Origin of the sequence: Microbacterium sp. NPDC059771 (assembly GCF_042732495.1) — a bacterium.
GTDB classification, from domain to species: domain Bacteria; phylum Actinomycetota; class Actinomycetes; order Actinomycetales; family Microbacteriaceae; genus Microbacterium; species Microbacterium sufflavum.
Genome location: NZ_JBHWHK010000001.1, coordinates 1,837,508 through 1,853,582, shown reverse-complemented (window position 1 = coordinate 1,853,582; position 16,075 = coordinate 1,837,508). Strand labels below are relative to the sequence as shown.

The 16,075-nt window shown below is 70.1% G+C and carries 17 protein-coding genes; 2 read left to right on the top strand and 15 right to left on the bottom strand.

The features are described from left to right. Positions 1-8: 8 nt before the first annotated feature. The 10 genes from ACFV3I_RS08770 to prmC form a co-directional block, all read right to left on the bottom strand. On the bottom strand, positions 9-908 hold the full coding sequence (locus ACFV3I_RS08770) for a F0F1 ATP synthase subunit gamma (RefSeq protein ID WP_136029291.1): 900 nt from the start codon (positions 906-908) through the stop codon (positions 9-11). Between the two features lie 19 nt (positions 909-927). After that, positions 928-2,568 carry a F0F1 ATP synthase subunit alpha gene (atpA, locus tag ACFV3I_RS08765; RefSeq protein WP_247638653.1) on the bottom strand — a complete coding sequence of 547 codons (1,641 nt, stop codon included), beginning with the start codon at positions 2,566-2,568 and terminating at the stop codon, positions 928-930. A 47-nt stretch (positions 2,569-2,615) separates the two neighbouring features. Then, positions 2,616-3,407: a F0F1 ATP synthase subunit delta gene (locus tag ACFV3I_RS08760; protein WP_247638652.1), complete on the bottom strand. Its 792-nt coding sequence runs from the start codon at positions 3,405-3,407 to the stop codon at positions 2,616-2,618. Next, entirely contained in the window at positions 3,407-3,964 is a 558-nt protein-coding gene (locus tag ACFV3I_RS08755; RefSeq protein ID WP_247638651.1) for a F0F1 ATP synthase subunit B, read from the bottom strand. The genes ACFV3I_RS08760 and ACFV3I_RS08755 overlap by 1 nt, the downstream gene beginning before the upstream one ends. Before the next feature lie 27 nt (positions 3,965-3,991). Further along, positions 3,992-4,228, bottom strand: a complete 237-nt coding sequence (gene atpE, locus ACFV3I_RS08750; RefSeq protein WP_025103147.1) for an ATP synthase F0 subunit C — start codon at positions 4,226-4,228, stop codon at positions 3,992-3,994. A 43-nt stretch (positions 4,229-4,271) separates the two neighbouring features. Further along, positions 4,272-5,060, bottom strand: coding sequence for a F0F1 ATP synthase subunit A (gene atpB / locus ACFV3I_RS08745; RefSeq protein WP_205828218.1), 789 nt, complete (start codon positions 5,058-5,060; stop codon positions 4,272-4,274). A 143-nt stretch (positions 5,061-5,203) separates the two neighbouring features. Continuing rightward, on the bottom strand, positions 5,204-5,722 hold the full coding sequence (locus tag ACFV3I_RS08740) for a hypothetical protein (RefSeq protein ID WP_136029281.1): 519 nt from the start codon (positions 5,720-5,722) through the stop codon (positions 5,204-5,206). Next, positions 5,719-6,891 (bottom strand): MraY family glycosyltransferase, encoded by a 1,173-nt coding sequence (locus ACFV3I_RS08735; RefSeq protein ID WP_136029279.1) that lies wholly within the window; start codon positions 6,889-6,891, stop codon positions 5,719-5,721. Before ACFV3I_RS08735 ends, ACFV3I_RS08740 begins: the two co-directional genes overlap by 4 nt. Then, positions 6,888-7,592: an L-threonylcarbamoyladenylate synthase gene (locus tag ACFV3I_RS08730; RefSeq protein WP_378822718.1), complete on the bottom strand. Its 705-nt coding sequence runs from the start codon at positions 7,590-7,592 to the stop codon at positions 6,888-6,890. Before ACFV3I_RS08730 ends, ACFV3I_RS08735 begins: the two co-directional genes overlap by 4 nt. A 52-nt stretch (positions 7,593-7,644) precedes the next feature. Continuing rightward, positions 7,645-8,505, bottom strand: coding sequence for a peptide chain release factor N(5)-glutamine methyltransferase (gene prmC / locus ACFV3I_RS08725; protein WP_136035258.1), 861 nt, complete (start codon positions 8,503-8,505; stop codon positions 7,645-7,647). Between the two features lie 100 nt (positions 8,506-8,605). Here prmC and cysK point away from each other — a divergent pair, with 100 nt between their 5' ends. Next, positions 8,606-9,544, top strand: coding sequence for a cysteine synthase A (cysK, locus tag ACFV3I_RS08720; RefSeq protein WP_136029273.1), 939 nt, complete (start codon positions 8,606-8,608; stop codon positions 9,542-9,544). An 8-nt stretch (positions 9,545-9,552) separates the two neighbouring features. After that, on the top strand, positions 9,553-10,122 hold the full coding sequence (epsC, locus tag ACFV3I_RS08715; protein ID WP_136029271.1) for a serine O-acetyltransferase EpsC: 570 nt from the start codon (positions 9,553-9,555) through the stop codon (positions 10,120-10,122). Here the strand turns inward: epsC and ACFV3I_RS08710 are convergent. The 5 genes from ACFV3I_RS08710 to ACFV3I_RS08690 all read right to left on the bottom strand — a co-directional run bounded on the left by ACFV3I_RS08710 (position 10,110) and on the right by ACFV3I_RS08690 (position 16,054). Next, positions 10,110-10,541 carry a phage holin family protein gene (locus ACFV3I_RS08710; protein ID WP_136029269.1) on the bottom strand — a complete coding sequence of 144 codons (432 nt, stop codon included), beginning with the start codon at positions 10,539-10,541 and terminating at the stop codon, positions 10,110-10,112. The two genes, epsC and ACFV3I_RS08710, sit on opposite strands and share 13 nt — an antisense overlap. A 33-nt stretch (positions 10,542-10,574) precedes the next feature. Beyond that, the gene (gene prfA, locus ACFV3I_RS08705) at positions 10,575-11,654 is read right to left on the bottom strand and encodes a peptide chain release factor 1 (protein ID WP_136029266.1); all 1,080 of its coding nucleotides are present in this window, start codon (positions 11,652-11,654) and stop codon (positions 10,575-10,577) included. 8 nt (positions 11,655-11,662) lie between these two features. After that, complete coding sequence (gene rho / locus ACFV3I_RS08700; RefSeq protein ID WP_168442780.1) at positions 11,663-13,642, bottom strand: transcription termination factor Rho; 1,980 nt, start codon at positions 13,640-13,642, stop codon at positions 11,663-11,665. Between the two features lie 142 nt (positions 13,643-13,784). Beyond that, complete coding sequence (gene thrB / locus ACFV3I_RS08695) at positions 13,785-14,753, bottom strand: homoserine kinase (protein ID WP_247638649.1); 969 nt, start codon at positions 14,751-14,753, stop codon at positions 13,785-13,787. Then, positions 14,750-16,054 carry a homoserine dehydrogenase gene (locus ACFV3I_RS08690; RefSeq protein WP_247638648.1) on the bottom strand — a complete coding sequence of 435 codons (1,305 nt, stop codon included), beginning with the start codon at positions 16,052-16,054 and terminating at the stop codon, positions 14,750-14,752. Before ACFV3I_RS08690 ends, thrB begins: the two co-directional genes overlap by 4 nt. Positions 16,055-16,075: the final 21 nt, after the last annotated feature.

The following is a 16,075-nucleotide window of genomic DNA, read 5'->3' as shown; positions in this document are numbered from 1 at the left end:
CTGATGGTCTATTTGCTCGACGAGAGGGCGTCGGCGCCGCCGACGATCTCCGCGATCTGCTGCGTGATCTCCGCCTGACGCGCGTTGTTGCGCAGACGGGTGTAGTCGGTGATGAGCTTGTCGGCGTTGTCGCTGGCCGACTTCATCGCCTTCTGCGTGGCCGCCTGCTTGGCGGCGGACGACTGCAGGAGGGCGTTGAAGACGCGGCTCTGGATGTACACCGGCAGGATCGCGTCGAGCACCGTCTCGGCATCCGGCTCGAACTCGTACAGCGGGTAGACCGTGCTGCCCGCCTCCGAGTCGTCGGCCTCCGCGATCTCCAGCGGCAGCAGGCGCACGGACTCCGGCGACTGCGTCATCATGCTGACGAAGCGGTTGTAGACGAGGGTGATCTCGTCGACGCCGCCGTCCTCGCCACCGCGGTTGAAGGCCTCGAGAAGCGTCTGCGAGATCTCCTCCGCGGTGTGGAAGGACGGGGTGTCGGTGTCGCCGGTCCACTCCGCGGCCGCCTCGATGCGACGGAACTGGAAGTAGCCCACCGCCTTGCGTCCGATGAGGTAGAACACCGGCTCCTTGCCCTGCTCGCGCAGCAGCTCCGCCACCTCGAGACCCTCACGGAGGATCTGCGAGTTGAAGGCACCGGCGAGACCGCGATCGGACGAGAAGATCACGACCGCGGAGCGGCGGATCGTCTCGGGCTCACGCGTGAGCGGGTGGTCGACGTTCGAGTGCGTCGCGACGGCGGACACGGCCCTCGTCACGGCTCGCGCGAAGGGGGTGGACGCCTTGACGCGTGCCATCGCCTTCTGGATGCGCGAAGCCGCGATGAGTTCCATCGCCTTCGTGATCTTCTTGGTCGTCTGAGCAGAAGAGATCTTCTGCTTGTAGACCCTGAGTTGAGCGCCCATGAATCAGTACCTCACGCGATTACGCGCGACGACCCTTGACGATCTTCTCCTGGTTGACGTCGTCGGCCTCGGCCGCAGCGTGCTCCTCGTGGCCGGGGGCGCCGATGGCGTGGCCCTTGCCGCCCTGGAACTCCAGGAGGAAGTTGTCGGTCTGCTTGTCGAGCTCGGCGACCGTGTCGTCGTCCAGCACGTTCGTCTCGCGCAGCGTGTCGAGCACCTTGGTGTTGCGGCGCAGGTAGTCGAGCAGCTCGCGCTCGAAGCGCAGCACGTCTTCGACCTCGATCTTGTCGAGCTTGCCGTTCGTGCCGGCCCAGATCGAGACGACCTGCTCCTCCACGGGGTACGGCGAGTACTGCGGCTGCTTGAGCAGCTCGGTCAGACGGGCACCGCGCTCGAGCTGACGACGCGACGCCTGGTCGAGGTCGGACGCGAACATCGCGAACGCCTCGAGGGAGCGGTACTGCGACAGCTCCAGCTTCAGCGTTCCGGAGACCTTCTTGATCGACTTGACCTGGGCGTCACCACCGACTCGCGAGACCGAGATACCCACGTCGACCGCCGGACGCTGGTTGGCGTTGAAGAGGTCGGACTGGAGGAAGATCTGGCCGTCGGTGATCGAGATCACGTTGGTCGGGATGTACGCCGAGACGTCGTTGGCCTTCGTCTCGATGATCGGAAGACCCGTCATCGAACCGGCGCCCAGCTCGTCGGACAGCTTCGCGCACCGCTCGAGCAGGCGCGAGTGCAGGTAGAACACGTCGCCGGGGTACGCCTCGCGGCCCGGCGGACGGCGGAGCAGCAGCGACACGGCGCGGTAGGCCTCGGCCTGCTTCGACAGGTCGTCGAAGATGATCAGGACGTGCTTGCCGCCGTACATCCAGTGCTGGCCGATGGCCGAGCCGGTGTACGGAGCCAGGTACTTGAAGCCGGCGGGGTCGGACGCGGGAGCGGCCACGATCGTGGTGTACTCCAGGGCGCCGGCCTCCTCGAGCGCGCCCTTCACCGAGGCGATCGTCGAGCCCTTCTGGCCGATCGCGACGTAGATGCAGCGCACCTGCTTGGTGACGTCGCCGGACTCCCAGTTGGCCTTCTGGTTGATGATCGTGTCGAGCGCGATCGCCGTCTTGCCGGTCTGGCGGTCGCCGATGATGAGCTGACGCTGACCACGGCCGACCGGGATCATGGCGTCGATCGCCTTGATGCCCGTCTGCATCGGCTCGTGCACCGACTTGCGCTGCATGACGCCGGGGGCCTGGAGCTCGAGCTCGCGGACGCCCTCCGTCGCGATCGCGCCGAGACCGTCGATCGGGTTGCCGAGCGGGTCGACCACGCGGCCGAGGTAGCCGTCGCCGACCGGGACCGAGAGGACCTCACCCGTGCGGGTGACCTCCTGGCCGGCCTCGATGCCGGTGAAGTCGCCGAGGACGACCACGCCGATCTCGTGCTCGTCGAGGTTCAGGGCCAGGCCCTTGGTGCCGTCCGCGAACGTGACGAGCTCGTTCGCCATCACGCCGGGCAGACCCTCGACGTGCGCGATGCCGTCGGCGGCGTCGATGACGGTGCCGACCTCGGTCGCAGCGGCGCCGGTGGGCTCGTATGCGGCGGCGAAGTCCTTCAGCGCGTCACGGATGACGTCGGGGCTGATCGATAGTTCTGCCATTGTCTTCCCTTTGTATCTGGGTGCGCGGTTCCCCGCGCGAAGTCGTGTTAGCCCGCGAGCTTCTGGCGAAGGTCGGCGAGTCGTGCGGAGATGCTGCCGTCGATGACGTCATCGGCGATCTGCACGCGCAGACCCCCGACGACGGCGGGATCGATGACGACGTTGAGCGAGACCTCGCCGTCGTAGCGACGCGAGAGGGCGTCGCTCAGACGGGTGCGCTGCGCATCGCTGAGCGGGGTCGCGGTGTACACCGTGGCCACGACGAGACCGCGCTGGGCGGACACGAAGCGGATGGCCCTGCTCAGGAGCTGGCGGACACGCCGCTCGCGCGGACGACGCACGAGGGACGAGACGATCAGCGTGGTGGCCGCACCGGCGGAGGATCCGGCGAGGAGGCGCTCGACGAGCTCCCCCTTCGCGTCCTCTCCCCCGAGGCGGCTGCCCAGAGCGAGTTCGAGCTCCGGGTTCGCGGCGACGAGCCGGGCGAAGGCGAAGAGCTCACCCTCGATGTCGACACCGGGCTCGGCGATCGCGGCGGACCGGATCGCGAGCTCCTCGATGCCGTCGACGAGCTCGTCGGCGTTCGACCAGCGTTGCGCCACGGCTGCGCTCAGAACGCTCTGAGACGCGGCCGAGAGCCCGCCGAACACCGCGGAGACGACGTTCTGCCGCGACTCCACGGACGCCGACGGGTCGGCCAGCGCGCCGCTCAGCTGAGACGAATCGCCCACGGTGCGCGCGGCGACGAACAGCTCCCGCGCGGTGTCGAGGGTGACGTCCTTCGCTGCGGCAAGCGCCTGAGTGGATGCCGCGAGTGCCTGAGCGGTCGCGCTGCCCATTACTGAGCCGCCTTCTCGGATGCTTCGAGATCGGCGAGGAAGCGGTCGACCACGGCGGCCGCGCGAGCGTCGTCGGACAGCGTCTCGCCGACCACGCCACCGGCGAGGTCGAGTGCGAGCGAGCCGACCTCGCTGCGCAGGGAGACGAGAGCCGTCTGGCGCTCCGCCTCGATCTGCGAGTGCGCGGTGGCGGTCAGACGCGCAGCCTCGCTGGCTGCGGTCTCCTTCGCCTCGGCGATGATCTTCTTGCCGTCCTCACGGGCGGCCTCGCGGATCTCCCCGGCCTCGGTGCGCGCCTCGGCGAGCTGGCGGGTGTACTCCTCGAGGGCGGCCTCCGCCTGCTTCTGCGCCTCATCGGCCTTGGCGATGTTGCCCTCGATGGCGGCGGACCGCTCGTCGAGCATCTTCGTCAGACGGGGAAGGGCGACCTTCCACACGACGACGAGGATGATGAGGAACCAGAGGCCCGACCAGATGATGTCGTACCCCGCGGGGAGCAGCGGATTGGGGGACTCCCCCTCCGCTGCCGCGAGGTTCGTGACAAGAGCGTTCAGCATCCTGTCTCCTTCAGAAGTCGGTGGGGATTACGGGAAGGGGATGAATCCGACGGCGATGCCGACGAACGCAAGCGCCTCGGTGAAGGCGATACCGATCCACATGAGGACCTGCAGGCGACCGGCCAGCTCGGGCTGACGGGCGACGCCCTCGATGGTCTTGCCGACGACGATGCCCACACCGATGGCCGGACCGATGGCTGCGAGGCCGTAGCCGACCGCCGCGAGGTGGCCGTTGATTTCAGCGAGAACCGTAGTTGCGTCCACGGGTTTTTCCTTTCGTTGGGTGGGAGGGCTGTTGCCCGCCCGCTCAGTGCTCTTCTGCGACCGCGAGCTGGATGTAGACCGCGGTGAGGACGGTGAAGACGTAGGCCTGCAGGACGGCCACCAGGATCTCGAAGAGAGTGAAGGCGCCGCCGAAGGCGAGGGTTCCGATACCGAGGACGGCCCAGCCGCCACCCGCGGTGAAGAAGAAGAACTGGGTGGCCGCGAAGCACAGCACCAGGATCATGTGGCCGACGACCAGGTTCATCAGCAGTCGCAGGGTGAGGGTCACCGGGCGGATGATGAACGTCGAGATGAGCTCGATCGGCGTGACGATGAAGTAGACCGGCCACGGGACACCCGACGGGAAGAGCGCGTTCTTGAAGAAGTTCTTCGGGCTCTTCTTGATGCCGGCGTAGATGAAGGTGACGTAGCTGACCACGGCGAGGGTGAGCGGGACAGCGATGATCGCGGTGCCCGGCATGTTCAACCCCGGGATGATGCCCGTGACGTTCATGAACAGCACCATGAAGAAGATCGTGGTGAGGATCGGCAGGAACCGGTCGCCGTCCTTGCGGCCGAGCAGGTCGTGCGCGATGCCGCCGCGGACGAAGCCGAGGCCCATCTCGACCAGGCTCTGGAACCGCCCAGGCACGACCTTCATACGGCGCGTGCCCAGCCAGAGGATCAGGACCACGGCGATCACCGAGAGGAGCTGGATCAACTGGATGCGGGTCACCGGCAGAGGCCCGACCTGGAAGAGGATCGGCGGGAAGAACTCGTCGATCGAAGGGCCGTGGAACTCGCCATCGGAAGACGCGAGTCGGGGGGTCAGGGTCGCAGCAAGATTAAACAGCGCGGGCTCCAGCTTCGGGGCACCGGTCAGAACCGGGGCGACGATGGTCGGTGTGCTTCAAGCGCAAGCGCTCGCGGGCGAGCGGCGGGCACTCCCCAACACTATCAGAATCCAAGGGTGCCCTAAGACCGCGGAGCGTCGTCCGCCGGGCCGGTGGAGCCGCCGTTCGCGGCGCCGGGCGCGCGGTCCTCCGGCACCTCGGTCGGCAGCGTGGTGTCGCTCACGTTCGGCAGGCGCATCTGGGTGAGCACCACCACATCGATCACCAGCGACATCACCACCCCCGCGACGATCGAGAGGAAGAACACCATCGGGTCGAGCCACGGCTGCCCCGACAGCAGGATCATCACCAGCACGAACACGCCGAGCTTGAGCAGCCAGCCGCCCAGGACGATCGCGAAGAACAGCTGCACGTACAGCGGGTCGCCGTACCACCGGTTCGCGATCAGGATGCTGATACCCGTGATCGCGAGGAACAGCGCCGCCAGCAGCACGCCGAGAAGGCCGCTGACCAGCCCCTCCCCCTGGGCGACGGCGAAGCCGATGCCGCCGGCGAGCAGCGCCAGCACGACGGTCGCCACCGCCGACCAGACGAGGGTGCGACGCAGGATCGGCGTGCTGGAAACGGGACTCGGGCTCATCGGGGCTCCACGGGGGTCGGGTCGGGTTCAGCGGCCGCCGGCGCCTTGCGGCGGCGGGTGGGACTCAGGGTGATGACGAGGCAGGCGGCGATGCCGACCACGCCGAAGCCGACACCGGGAAGGTACTGGCCGGGCCAGTCCTCTCGCGCACCGACGTACATGAGGAGGACGGCGAGGGAGATCACAGCCGTCCACGCGTAGAAGATGAGGACGGCGTCGCGGTCGCGGTGGCCGAGGTCGAGCATCCGGTGGTGCAGGTGCTTGCGGTCGGGCGAGAACGGCGACCGACCCGCGCTCATCCGCCGCAGCACCGCGAGCCCGAAGTCGAGCAGCGGCAGCAGCACGACCAGCAGCGGCAGCAGGATCGGCAGGAACGCGCCGACGAGCTGCGACCGGCCGAGGCGATCCGGCTCCAGCGCCGACGGATCCATCTGCCCGGTGATCGCGATCGCGGACGTCGCCATGAGCAGGCCGAGCACCAGCGCACCGGAGTCGCCCATGAAGAGCTTCGCCGGGCTCCAGTTCAGCGGGAGGAAGCCCAGGCACGCCCCGATCAGCACCGCCGCGAGGAACGTGGAGAGGTTGAAGTAGCTGGAGGCGCCGGAGTCGCGCGTGAAGATGTAGGAGTACGCGAAGAACACGCCGTTCGAGATCAGGCACACGCCCGCGACCAGGCCGTCCAGCCCGTCGATGAAGTTGACCGCGTTCATCACGATCACGATCGCGAACATCGTGATGGTGATGCTCAGCCAGCTCGACACGACGATCAGGTCGCCGAAGGGCAGCGACAGGATCTGCAGTCCCCCGCCCACGGTGATGATGCCTGCGGCCAGGAACTGCGCACCGAGCTTGATCATCCAGTCGAGGTCCCACAGGTCGTCGACGACGCCGATCACCGCGATCAGCAGCGAGGCCGCGAGGATCGCCCACATGGTCTGCGGAGGCGTCCAGATGCTCTGGAAGAACGGGTTGGCGGCCGACACCGCGAACGCCGCGACGATGCCGAGGAAGATGGCCACGCCGCCCAGCCGCGGGGTGGGCGTGGTGTGCACGTCGCGCTCGCGGATGCCCGGGTACAGCTTGAAGCGGAGGCTCAGCCGCCACACCGCCCACGTCAGCACGAAGGTGATGGCGGCGGTGACGATGATCGTGAAGAGGTACTGCTTCACGAATCCCCGTCCTGCTCCTGCTGCTGCTCCGGCTCGAGCAGCTCGCCCAGGACCTCGTGCAGCTGCTCGCGCGTGACGACGCCGTGCCGCAGGATCCGCACGACCCCCTCGCCGTCGTCGGCGCCGCGACGCACGAGCGAGGTCGCGTCGACGATGGTCGAGGCGATGCCGTTCGCGCTCATGCCGTCGGCGAGGTACACCGCCACGCTGTCGCCGAGCATCTTCTCGGCGTCGAGCGCGGAGATCGCCGCGTCCCGTCCCGTGAGGTTCGCACTGGACACGGCGAGCGGCCCGGTCTCGGCCAGCAGCTCCAGGACCACCCGGCCCTCCGGCATGCGCACGGCGACGGTCCCCTGGGTCTCCCCCAGGTCCCACACCAGCGACGGCTGCGCGGGGAGCACGATGGTCAGCCCGCCGGGCCAGAACGCGTCGACGAGGCGCTGCACCGGCTCCGGAACCGACTCGGCCAGGGCCGTCAGGGTCTCCTTGCTGCCGATCAGCACGGGCGGCGGCTGATCGCGCCCTCGACCCTTCGCGTCGAGCAGACGCTGCACCGCCGTCGGCGAGAACGCGTCGGCGGCGACGCCGTACACGGTGTCGGTGGGGATGACGATGAGGTCGCCGCGGCCGATCGCCTGGCGCGCGTTGCGCATTCCGGCGAGCAGCTGCGCCTCGTCGCGGCAGTCGAAGAAGGGGGACATGACGGTTCGATTCTATGCGGGACGGACGTCGGAGATGCTCGGAGACCCCTGATCAGGGCCGGATCGCGGTGGTCGCACGGTCGCGCAACGTCAGATCGCGGTGCGTGGCCGCGGCGCGCCAGCCGTCCGCCGTGAGCAGCTCGCGGATCTCCGCGCCCTGCAGCTCCCCGTGCTCGATCACCAGCACGCCCCCCGGGCGGAGCAGACGCAGCGCCCGGTCGCTCAGCACCCGCACGACGTCGAGCCCGTCCGCGCCGCCGTACAGCGCGAGCGCCGGATCGAACAGGCGCACCTCGGGGTCGCGCGGCACCGCGGCATCCGGGACGTACGGCGGATTCGAGATGACCACGCTGGCGGTGCCGTCGAGCTCGGGGAACGCCTCGGCCAGGTCGGACAGCACGAGCGTGAGGTTGCCGGTGCCGGCGACGTTGCGTGCCGCCCAGGCGTGGGCCTCCTCGGACAGCTCCGCGGCGAAGATCCGCGCGTGCGGCACCTCGGTCGCCATCGCCAGGGCGATCGCGCCGCTGCCCGTGCCCAGGTCGACGCCGACCGGGGCGGCCTCGCCCGAGTTCAGCAGGGCGTCGATCGCGAACTGGGCGACGGTCTCGGTCTCCGGCCGCGGGATGAACACCCCGGGGCCCACCGACAGCTCCAGGTGCCGGAACGGCGCGACACCCGTGAGGTGCTGCAGCGGCTCCCGCCCGGCGCGACGGGACACCAGGCGGGTCAGCGCGGCCTGCTGCTCCTCGTCGATGCGGTCGCCCCGCACGATCGCCGCCTGCACCTCGCCCCGCCGCCGGTCGAGCACGTGCGCGGCCAGGAGCTCCGCGTCCACGAGCGGGTCGGGGACACCGGCATCGGCGAGGCTCTGCGCGGCGGCGCGCACGACGGCAGCGAGCGAGGAGTCGGGCATGCCTCCAGCGTAGAGCGCCCGCACCCGTCACATTGCCCTCCCCCACAGGCCGCTCCCGTAGTCTGGGAGCCGCAGCGACCCGTGAAGGAAGGCCTCACCCATGCCCGGTATCCACTCCGACATCACCACCGCTTTCGGCAACACCCCGCTCGTGCGCCTGAATCGGGTGACCGAGGGACTCGGGGCCACCGTGCTCGCGAAGCTCGAGTTCTACAACCCGGCCTCCAGCGTCAAGGACCGCATCGGCATCGCCATGATCAACGCGGCCGAGGCGTCGGGAGAGCTGAAGCCGGGCGGCACGATCGTCGAGTCCACCAGCGGCAACACCGGCATCGCCCTCGCCATGGTCGGCGCGGCCCGCGGCTACCGCGTGATCCTCACGATGCCCGCGTCGATGTCGAAGGAGCGCCGGGTGCTGCTCAAGGCGTTCGGCGCCGAGATCGTGCTCACCGACCCCACGAAGGGCATGAAGGGGGCGATCGAAGAGGTCAAGCGCATCGTCGACGAGACCCCCGGCGCGATCTGGATCCGCCAGTTCGAGAACCCCGCCAACCCGCAGATCCACCGCGAGACGACGGCGCAGGAGATCCTCCGCGACACCGACGGCGCGGTCGACATCTTCATCGCCGGCGTCGGCACGGGAGGCACGGTGACCGGCACCGGGCAGGCGCTCAAGGCCGCGAAGCCCGGCGTGCAGGTCATCGCCGTCGAGCCCAAGGACTCCCCCGTGCTGACCGAGGGGCACCCCGGCCCCCACAAGATCCAGGGCATCGGCCCGAACTTCGTCCCCGACGTGCTCGACCGCGACGTGCTCGACGAGATCATCACGGCGGAGTTCGACGAGTCGCTGCGGGTCGCGCGCGAGCTCGCGGCGAAGGAGGGCCTGCTGGTCGGCATGTCGTCCGGTGCCGCGGTCGCGGCCGCGCTGACGGTCGCCGCGCGACCAGAGAACGCCGGCAAGACGATCGTCGTGATCATCCCCGACACCGGTGAGCGCTACCTCTCCACCGCGCTGTTCGAGGACCTGCGCGAAGACTGAGACCGCCGATGGGACTGATCGCGCGAATGCGCGAGGACATCGCCGCCGCACGCCTCCGCGACCCCGCCGCGCGCACGTCGCTCGAAGTGGCCCTGCTCTACCCCGGCCTGCACGCCATCTGGGCGCACCGGGTCTCGCACGCGCTGTGGCGTCGACGGCTGCGACTGCTCGCCCGCGCGGGGTCGCAGCTGTCGCGCTGGCTCACCGGCGTGGAGATCCACCCCGGCGCGCGCATCGGCAGGCGCTTCTTCATCGACCACGGCATGGGCATCGTGATCGGCGAGACCGCGGAGATCGGCGACGACGTGCTGATGTACCACGGGGTCACCCTGGGCGGACGCACCCGCGACGTCGGCAAGCGGCACCCGACGCTCGGCGACGGCGTCGCGGTCGGAGCCGGCGCGAAGATCCTCGGCCCGGTGACGGTCGGCGACCGCTGCGTCATCGGGGCGAACGCGGTCGTCACGAAGGACGCCCCCGCGGATAGCGTGCTGGTGGGTGTGCCGGCGAAGCCGCGTCAGCGCACCGCGGGCGAGGACACCAGGGCCCTGCTGACCGCCCCCGACTACTCCATCTGACGCCCGGCACGGGGCGCACGCCTCGCGCCGCGCGCCTCGAGTCGGCGCCGCAGGAACAGCCACGGGAGCAGCACGCTGCCGACGGCCGTGACCAGCCACACGATCACCGACCCCAGCAGCCACCCGGTCAGATCGGTGATGCGCAGACCGCCGATCGGGAGCAGCACGACGACCAGGAGCGCGATGAAGGTCGACACGATCCCGATGCCGCCCATCAGCACCGGCGCGTAGCGATCCGCGAGCCTGCTGACCCACGGTGACAGCACCGTCTGCAGCACCGCGAACACGAGGATGCACACCACGAAGCCCCACCACTGGCTCCACTGGATCTGGAAACCGTCGAGCAGCACGTCGGCCGCGAGCAGACCGAGGCCCGCCGACACCAGATACAGGAGAGCGCGGAACAGGAGGGTGATCACGGGGCCGAGCATAGCGGCACCGAGAGGCCGCACTCAGGAATCGGATCCCACCGCGGCGAGCCGCGCCTCCTCATCGGCCGCGATCGCGCTCTCGATGATCGGATCGAGCGCGCCGTCCATCACCTGGTCGAGGTTGTATGCCTTGAAGCCGGTGCGGTGGTCGGCGATCCGGTTCTCCGGGAAGTTGTACGTGCGGATCCGCTCGGAGCGGTCCATGCCGCGGATCTGCGACTTGCGCGCATCCGAGGCCGCCGCGTCGAGCTCCTCCTGCTGCTTCGCCAGCAGCCGCGCGCGGAGCACCCGCATCGCGGCCTCGCGGTTCTGCAGCTGCGACTTCTCGTTCTGCATCGACACGACGATGCCGGTCGGCACGTGGGTGATGCGCACCGCCGAGTCGGTCGTGTTGACGGACTGCCCCCCGGGGCCCGAAGAGCGGAACACGTCGATCTTCAGGTCGTTCTGGTCGATGTGGATCTCCTCCGGCTCATCGACCTCCGGGAAGACCAGCACCCCGGTGGTGGAGGTGTGGATGCGGCCCTGGGACTCCGTCGCCGGTACCCGCTGCACGCGGTGCACGCCGCCCTCGTACTTGAGGTGCGCCCACACGCCCTGGGCCGGATCGGACGAGGAGCCCTTGATCGCGACCTGCACATCCTTGTAGCCGCCGAGGTCGGACTCGTTGCGCTCCAGCAGCTCGGTCTTCCAGCCCTTCGACGCGGCGTACTGGATGTACATGCGCAGCAGGTCGGCGGCGAACAGCGCCGACTCGGCACCGCCCTCCCCCGCCTTGATCTCCATGATCACGTCGCGGGCGTCGTCGGGGTCGCGCGGGATGAGCAGTCGGCGCAGGCGTTCCTGCGCGGCCTGCACGCCCTCCTCCAGCGCGGGGACCTCGGCGGCGAACGCCTCGTCCTCGCGCGCCAGCTCCCTCGCCGCCTCCAGGTCGTCGACCGCCGCCGTCCACGCCTCGTGCGCCGCGACGATGCGCGACAGCTCGGCGTAGCGGCGGTTGACGCGCTTGGCGCGGGCGGCGTCGGCGTGCACCGCCGGGTCGGAGAGCTCCTCCTGCACCCGGCGATGCTCGTCGATCAGAGTCTGGACGGACTCGAACACGTCGCGTCTCAGCGGATGTTGTTGTCGTGCCCGTGCGCGCCCGAGGGCAGCGTCGGGATCGACTTCTGCATCTGGACCAGGAACTCCACGTTGGAGTGGGTCTCCTTGAGCTTGCCGAGCACGACCTCGAGAGCCTGCTGCTGGTCGAGGCCGGCGAGGGCGCGACGCAGCTTCCAGGTGATCTTGACCTCGTCGGCCGACAGCAGCATCTCCTCGCGGCGGGTGCTCGACGCGTTCACGTCGACCGCCGGGAAGATGCGCTTGTCGGCGAGAGCACGCGACAGCCGCAGCTCGCTGTTGCCGGTGCCCTTGAACTCCTCGAAGATGACCTCGTCCATCTTGGAGCCGGTCTCGACGAGAGCGGTGGCGAGGATCGTGAGGGATCCGCCGTTCTCGATGTTGCGCGCCGCGCCGAAGAAGCGCTTCGGCGGGTACAGCGCCGACGCGTCGACCCCACCCGTGAGCACGCGACCCGACGCGGGGGCGGCCAGGTTGTAGGCACGGCCGAGGCGCGTGATGGAGTCGAGCAGCACGACCACGTCGCGGCCCAGCTCGACCAGGCGCTTGGCGCGCTCGATCGCGAGCTCGGCGACCGTGGTGTGGTCTTCCGCGGGGCGGTCGAAGGTCGAGGCGATGACCTCGCCCTTCACGGTGCGCTCCATGTCGGTGACCTCTTCGGGGCGCTCGTCAACGAGCACGACCATCAGGTGCACCTCGGGGTTGTTCTGCGCGATCGCGTTGGCGATCTGCTGCAGGACGATCGTCTTGCCGGCCTTGGGCGGCGCGACGATCAGGCCGCGCTGGCCCTTGCCGATCGGCGCGACGAGGTCGATGATGCGCTGCGTCAGCTTCTCGGGCGCGGTCTCCAGGCGCAGGCGCTCCTGCGGGTAGAGCGGCGTGAGCTTGCCGAACTCCACGCGGGTCGCGGCGTCGTCGACCGAGAGGCCGTTGATCGAGTCGACCTTCACGAGCGCGTTGTACTTCTGGCGCCCCTGCTGCTCGCCCTCGCGCGGTTGCTTGATGGAGCCGACGACGGCGTCACCCTTGCGCAGGTTGTACTTCTTGACCTGGCCGAGCGAGACGTAGACGTCGCTCGGGCCGGCGAGGTAGCCGGTGGTGCGCACGAACGCGTAGTTGTCGAGCACGTCGAGGATGCCCGCGATCGGGATCAGGACGTCGTCCTCGCCGATCTCGGTCTCGAACTCGTCGACCGGCGTGCCCCCGCGGCGCTTGTTGCGCTGGCGGTTGCGGCCGTTGCCGTTCGCCTGGTCGTCGTCCGACGCGGCGGGCTGCTGCTCCTGGCCGCCGCCGCCCTGACCGCGGCCACGGTTGCGGTTGCGGCTCCGGCTGCGCCCACGGCCGCCCTGCTCCTCGCCGCCGTCGGCATCGGAGGAGGAGTCCTTCGACGGCGCATCCTGGCCGGCGTCGTCGCCACCCTCGGCCGCCTCGGCACGGCGGTTGCCGCGACCGTTGTTCTTGGGGCGCTCGGCGCGAGCGTCGTCGCCCTTGGCGTCGTCAGCCTGCGGAGCGGTCTCCGCGGCGCCGCTCGGGGCGTCGGCGGATGCCGGTGCGGCGGCGCCCTCACCCTGCTCGGCGGCGGGCGCCTCGGCCTCGGTCTTCTTGGTGCGACGACCGCGACCCGTCTTGGGCGCCTCGGCGGGCGCCTCGGCGGCAGCCGGAGCCTCGCTCGCCGCGGGAGCCTCCGTCGCCTCGGCGGCCGGGGCATCGGCATCGGTCTTCTTCGCCCGCGAGCGGCGCGGGGCCTTCGCCTTGGGCGCTGCCTCGCCGGACTCGGCCTCGGCGGGTGCCGCGGCCGACTCCTCGGCCGACTTCTCGGCCTTCGCGGCGGCGGTCGCCGTGGTCGCCCGGCGCGGAGCGCGCTTGCGCACCGGCGCGGACTCCGCGGTCTGGACGGCGTCGGCCACCGGAGCAGCCTGATCGTTCTGGGTCTCGGAGAGGTTCTCCACGAGTACTCCCTTATAGGTCATGGGATATGAGCGTGAACGCGCACAACGGGTGCTGCGCACGATCGCACGGGCTGACGCTCGGCGTCAGCCAGCCTCGGCACTTGTGCCTCAAGGGTTTGCGTGCGGGTCTTGCAAGAGTTGCAATGGGGCCAGATTCACGACGTTACGTGGAGCCCTCCGCTCGATCCCCCACTGTACCACCACGAACGTCGACGGCGAGCAGCAGCGCCTCCCACGGGGTGTCGGTCACACGATCGGCGAGTTCCACCGCGTCCTGACGGCTGCCCGGGCCGTCGGCGAGCACGAGCACGCTGGGGCCCGCACCCGACACGACCGCGGCGAACCCGGCCGCGCGCAGCGCCTGCACGAGCCGCTGCGTCTCGGGCATCGCCTCGGCGCGGTAGTCCTGGTGCAGCCGGTCGGCCGTCGCATCGAGCAGCAGCTCAGGGCTCTGCATGAGCGCCGCGACCAGCAGGGCGGAGCGCGACAGGTTGAACACCGCATCGGCCGTCGACACGTGCGGCGGCTGCAGCGACCGCGCCTGCGACGTCGACATCGTGTAGGCGGGGACGAGCACGAGCGGCGAGACGCCCCGGTGCACGAGCAGCTTCTTGTGCTGCGGTCCGCGCTCGCCCATCCACGCGATCGTGAGCCCGCCGAACAGCGCGGGGGCGACGTTGTCGGGGTGACCCTCGATCTCGGTCGCCAGACGCAGCAGGTCGGTGTCGGACAGATCCACGTCGCCCGCCAGCAGACCCTTCGCGGCCAGGACGCCCGCGGCGACAGCGGCACCCGACGACCCGAGTCCGCGGCCGTGCGGCACGCCGTTCTCCGCGACGATGCGCAGCCCGGGGACCGGGCGCCCGACGTCCTGGAACACGTAGGCGACCGTGCGGACGATCAGGTTCGACGCATCGCGCGGGATGTCGTCCGCGCCCGACCCCGTGACCTCGATCTCCAGCTGTCCGGCCGGCAGGGCGGTGACCTCGAGGTGGTCGTACACGCTGAGCGCCAGGCCGAGCGTGTCGAAGCCGGGGCCCAGGTTGGCACTGGTCGCTGGCACCGTGACCTCGACCGTGCGGCCGAGGATCGAGCGCTGCTCCTCCGGCGCCAGGGCGGCCACGGTGCTCACTCGCCTTCCACCCGCAGCACGGACACGACGCGGGCGACGACGTCGCTGCCCGCGAGGACCGCGACCGTGTCGCTCAGTGCCTGCTCCGTCGCGCGGTGCGTGCCGATGATGAGGCGGGCGGTCGGCTCGTCCTCACCCTCGACGGTCTGCACGACCGTCGCGACCGAGACGCCGCCGTCGCTGAGGATGCCCGCGACCGTCGCGAGCACGCCCGGCGCATCGGAGACCTCGAGCGTGATCTGGTAGCGGGTGGTGACGTGACCGATCGGCACGATGGGGAGGTTCGCCCTGGTCGACTCCCCCACCCCGACGCCGCCCGCGATGTGGCGCCGCGCGGCCGAGACCACGTCGCCCAGCACGGCAGAGGCCGTCTGCACGCCGCCGGCGCCCGCGCCGTAGAACATGAGCGAGCCGGCGGCCTCCGCCTCGACGAACACGGCGTTGTTCGCGCCGTGCACGGAGGCCAGCGGGTGGGTCGCGGGGACCAGCGCCGGATACACGCGCACCGAGATCGACTCGGCACCGTTCGCCTCGATGCGCTCGCACACCGCGAGCAGCTTGATCACGAAGCCCGCCGCGCGCGCCTCCTCGATCATCGACGGCGTGATCGAGGTGATGCCCTCGCGGTGCACCGCGTCGAGCGGGACGGCGGTGTGGAAGGCGAGGCTCGCGAGGATGGCGGCCTTCTGTGCCGCGTCGTAGCCCTCGACGTCGGCGGTGGGGTCGGCTTCGGCGTATCCTAGGCGCTGCGCATCGGCGAGCACGTCGGCGAAGTCGGCCCCCTCGGTGTCCATCCGGTCGAGGATGTAGTTCGTGGTGCCGTTCACGATGCCCATGATCCGCACCACGCGGTCGCCCGCGAGCGAGTCGCGCAGCGGCCGGATGATCGGGATGGCACCGGCCGCGGCGGCCTCGTAGTACACCGAGGCGCCCACGCGGTCGGCCGCCTCGAACAGCTCGGGCCCGTGCGTCGCCAGCAGCGCCTTGTTCGCGGTGACGACGTCGGCACCGGAGCCGATCGCCTGCAGGATGTTGGAGCGCGCCGGCTCGATCCCGCCGATCAGCTCGATCACGATGTCGGCGCCGAGGATGAGCGACTCGGCGTCGGTCGTGAACAGCTCCTTCGGCAGCTCCACGTCGCGCGGGGCGTCCACATCGCGCACCGCGATGCCCGCGAGCTCGAGGGCGGCTCCCGCGCGATCGGCGAGCTCGTCGCCGTGACGCAGCAGCAGCGCCGCCACCTGGGAGCCGACCGCTCCGGCGCCCAGCAGCGCCACGCGAAGTCGTCGGTAGTCAGTCATGCGTGCTCCTTCAGGGGGTGG

Excerpts from the sequence above, each read along its gene's own strand:
- ACFV3I_RS08770 (WP_136029291.1), bottom strand. The coding sequence starts at position 908 with ATGGGCGCTCAACTCAGGGTCTACAAGCAGAAGATCTCTTCTGCTCAG.
- atpA (WP_247638653.1), bottom strand. The coding sequence starts at position 2,568 with ATGGCAGAACTATCGATCAGCCCCGACGTCATCCGTGACGCGCTGAAG.
- ACFV3I_RS08760 (WP_247638652.1), bottom strand. The coding sequence starts at position 3,407 with ATGGGCAGCGCGACCGCTCAGGCACTCGCGGCATCCACTCAGGCGCTT.
- ACFV3I_RS08755 (WP_247638651.1), bottom strand. The coding sequence starts at position 3,964 with ATGCTGAACGCTCTTGTCACGAACCTCGCGGCAGCGGAGGGGGAGTCC.
- ACFV3I_RS08740 (WP_136029281.1), bottom strand. The coding sequence starts at position 5,722 with ATGAGCCCGAGTCCCGTTTCCAGCACGCCGATCCTGCGTCGCACCCTC.
- ACFV3I_RS08730 (WP_378822718.1), bottom strand. The coding sequence starts at position 7,592 with ATGTCCCCCTTCTTCGACTGCCGCGACGAGGCGCAGCTGCTCGCCGGA.
- prmC (WP_136035258.1), bottom strand. The coding sequence starts at position 8,505 with ATGCCCGACTCCTCGCTCGCTGCCGTCGTGCGCGCCGCCGCGCAGAGC.
- cysK (WP_136029273.1), top strand. The coding sequence starts at position 8,606 with ATGCCCGGTATCCACTCCGACATCACCACCGCTTTCGGCAACACCCCG.
- epsC (WP_136029271.1), top strand. The coding sequence starts at position 9,553 with ATGGGACTGATCGCGCGAATGCGCGAGGACATCGCCGCCGCACGCCTC.
- rho (WP_168442780.1), bottom strand. The coding sequence starts at position 13,642 with ATGACCTATAAGGGAGTACTCGTGGAGAACCTCTCCGAGACCCAGAAC.
- ACFV3I_RS08690 (WP_247638648.1), bottom strand. The coding sequence starts at position 16,054 with ATGACTGACTACCGACGACTTCGCGTGGCGCTGCTGGGCGCCGGAGCG.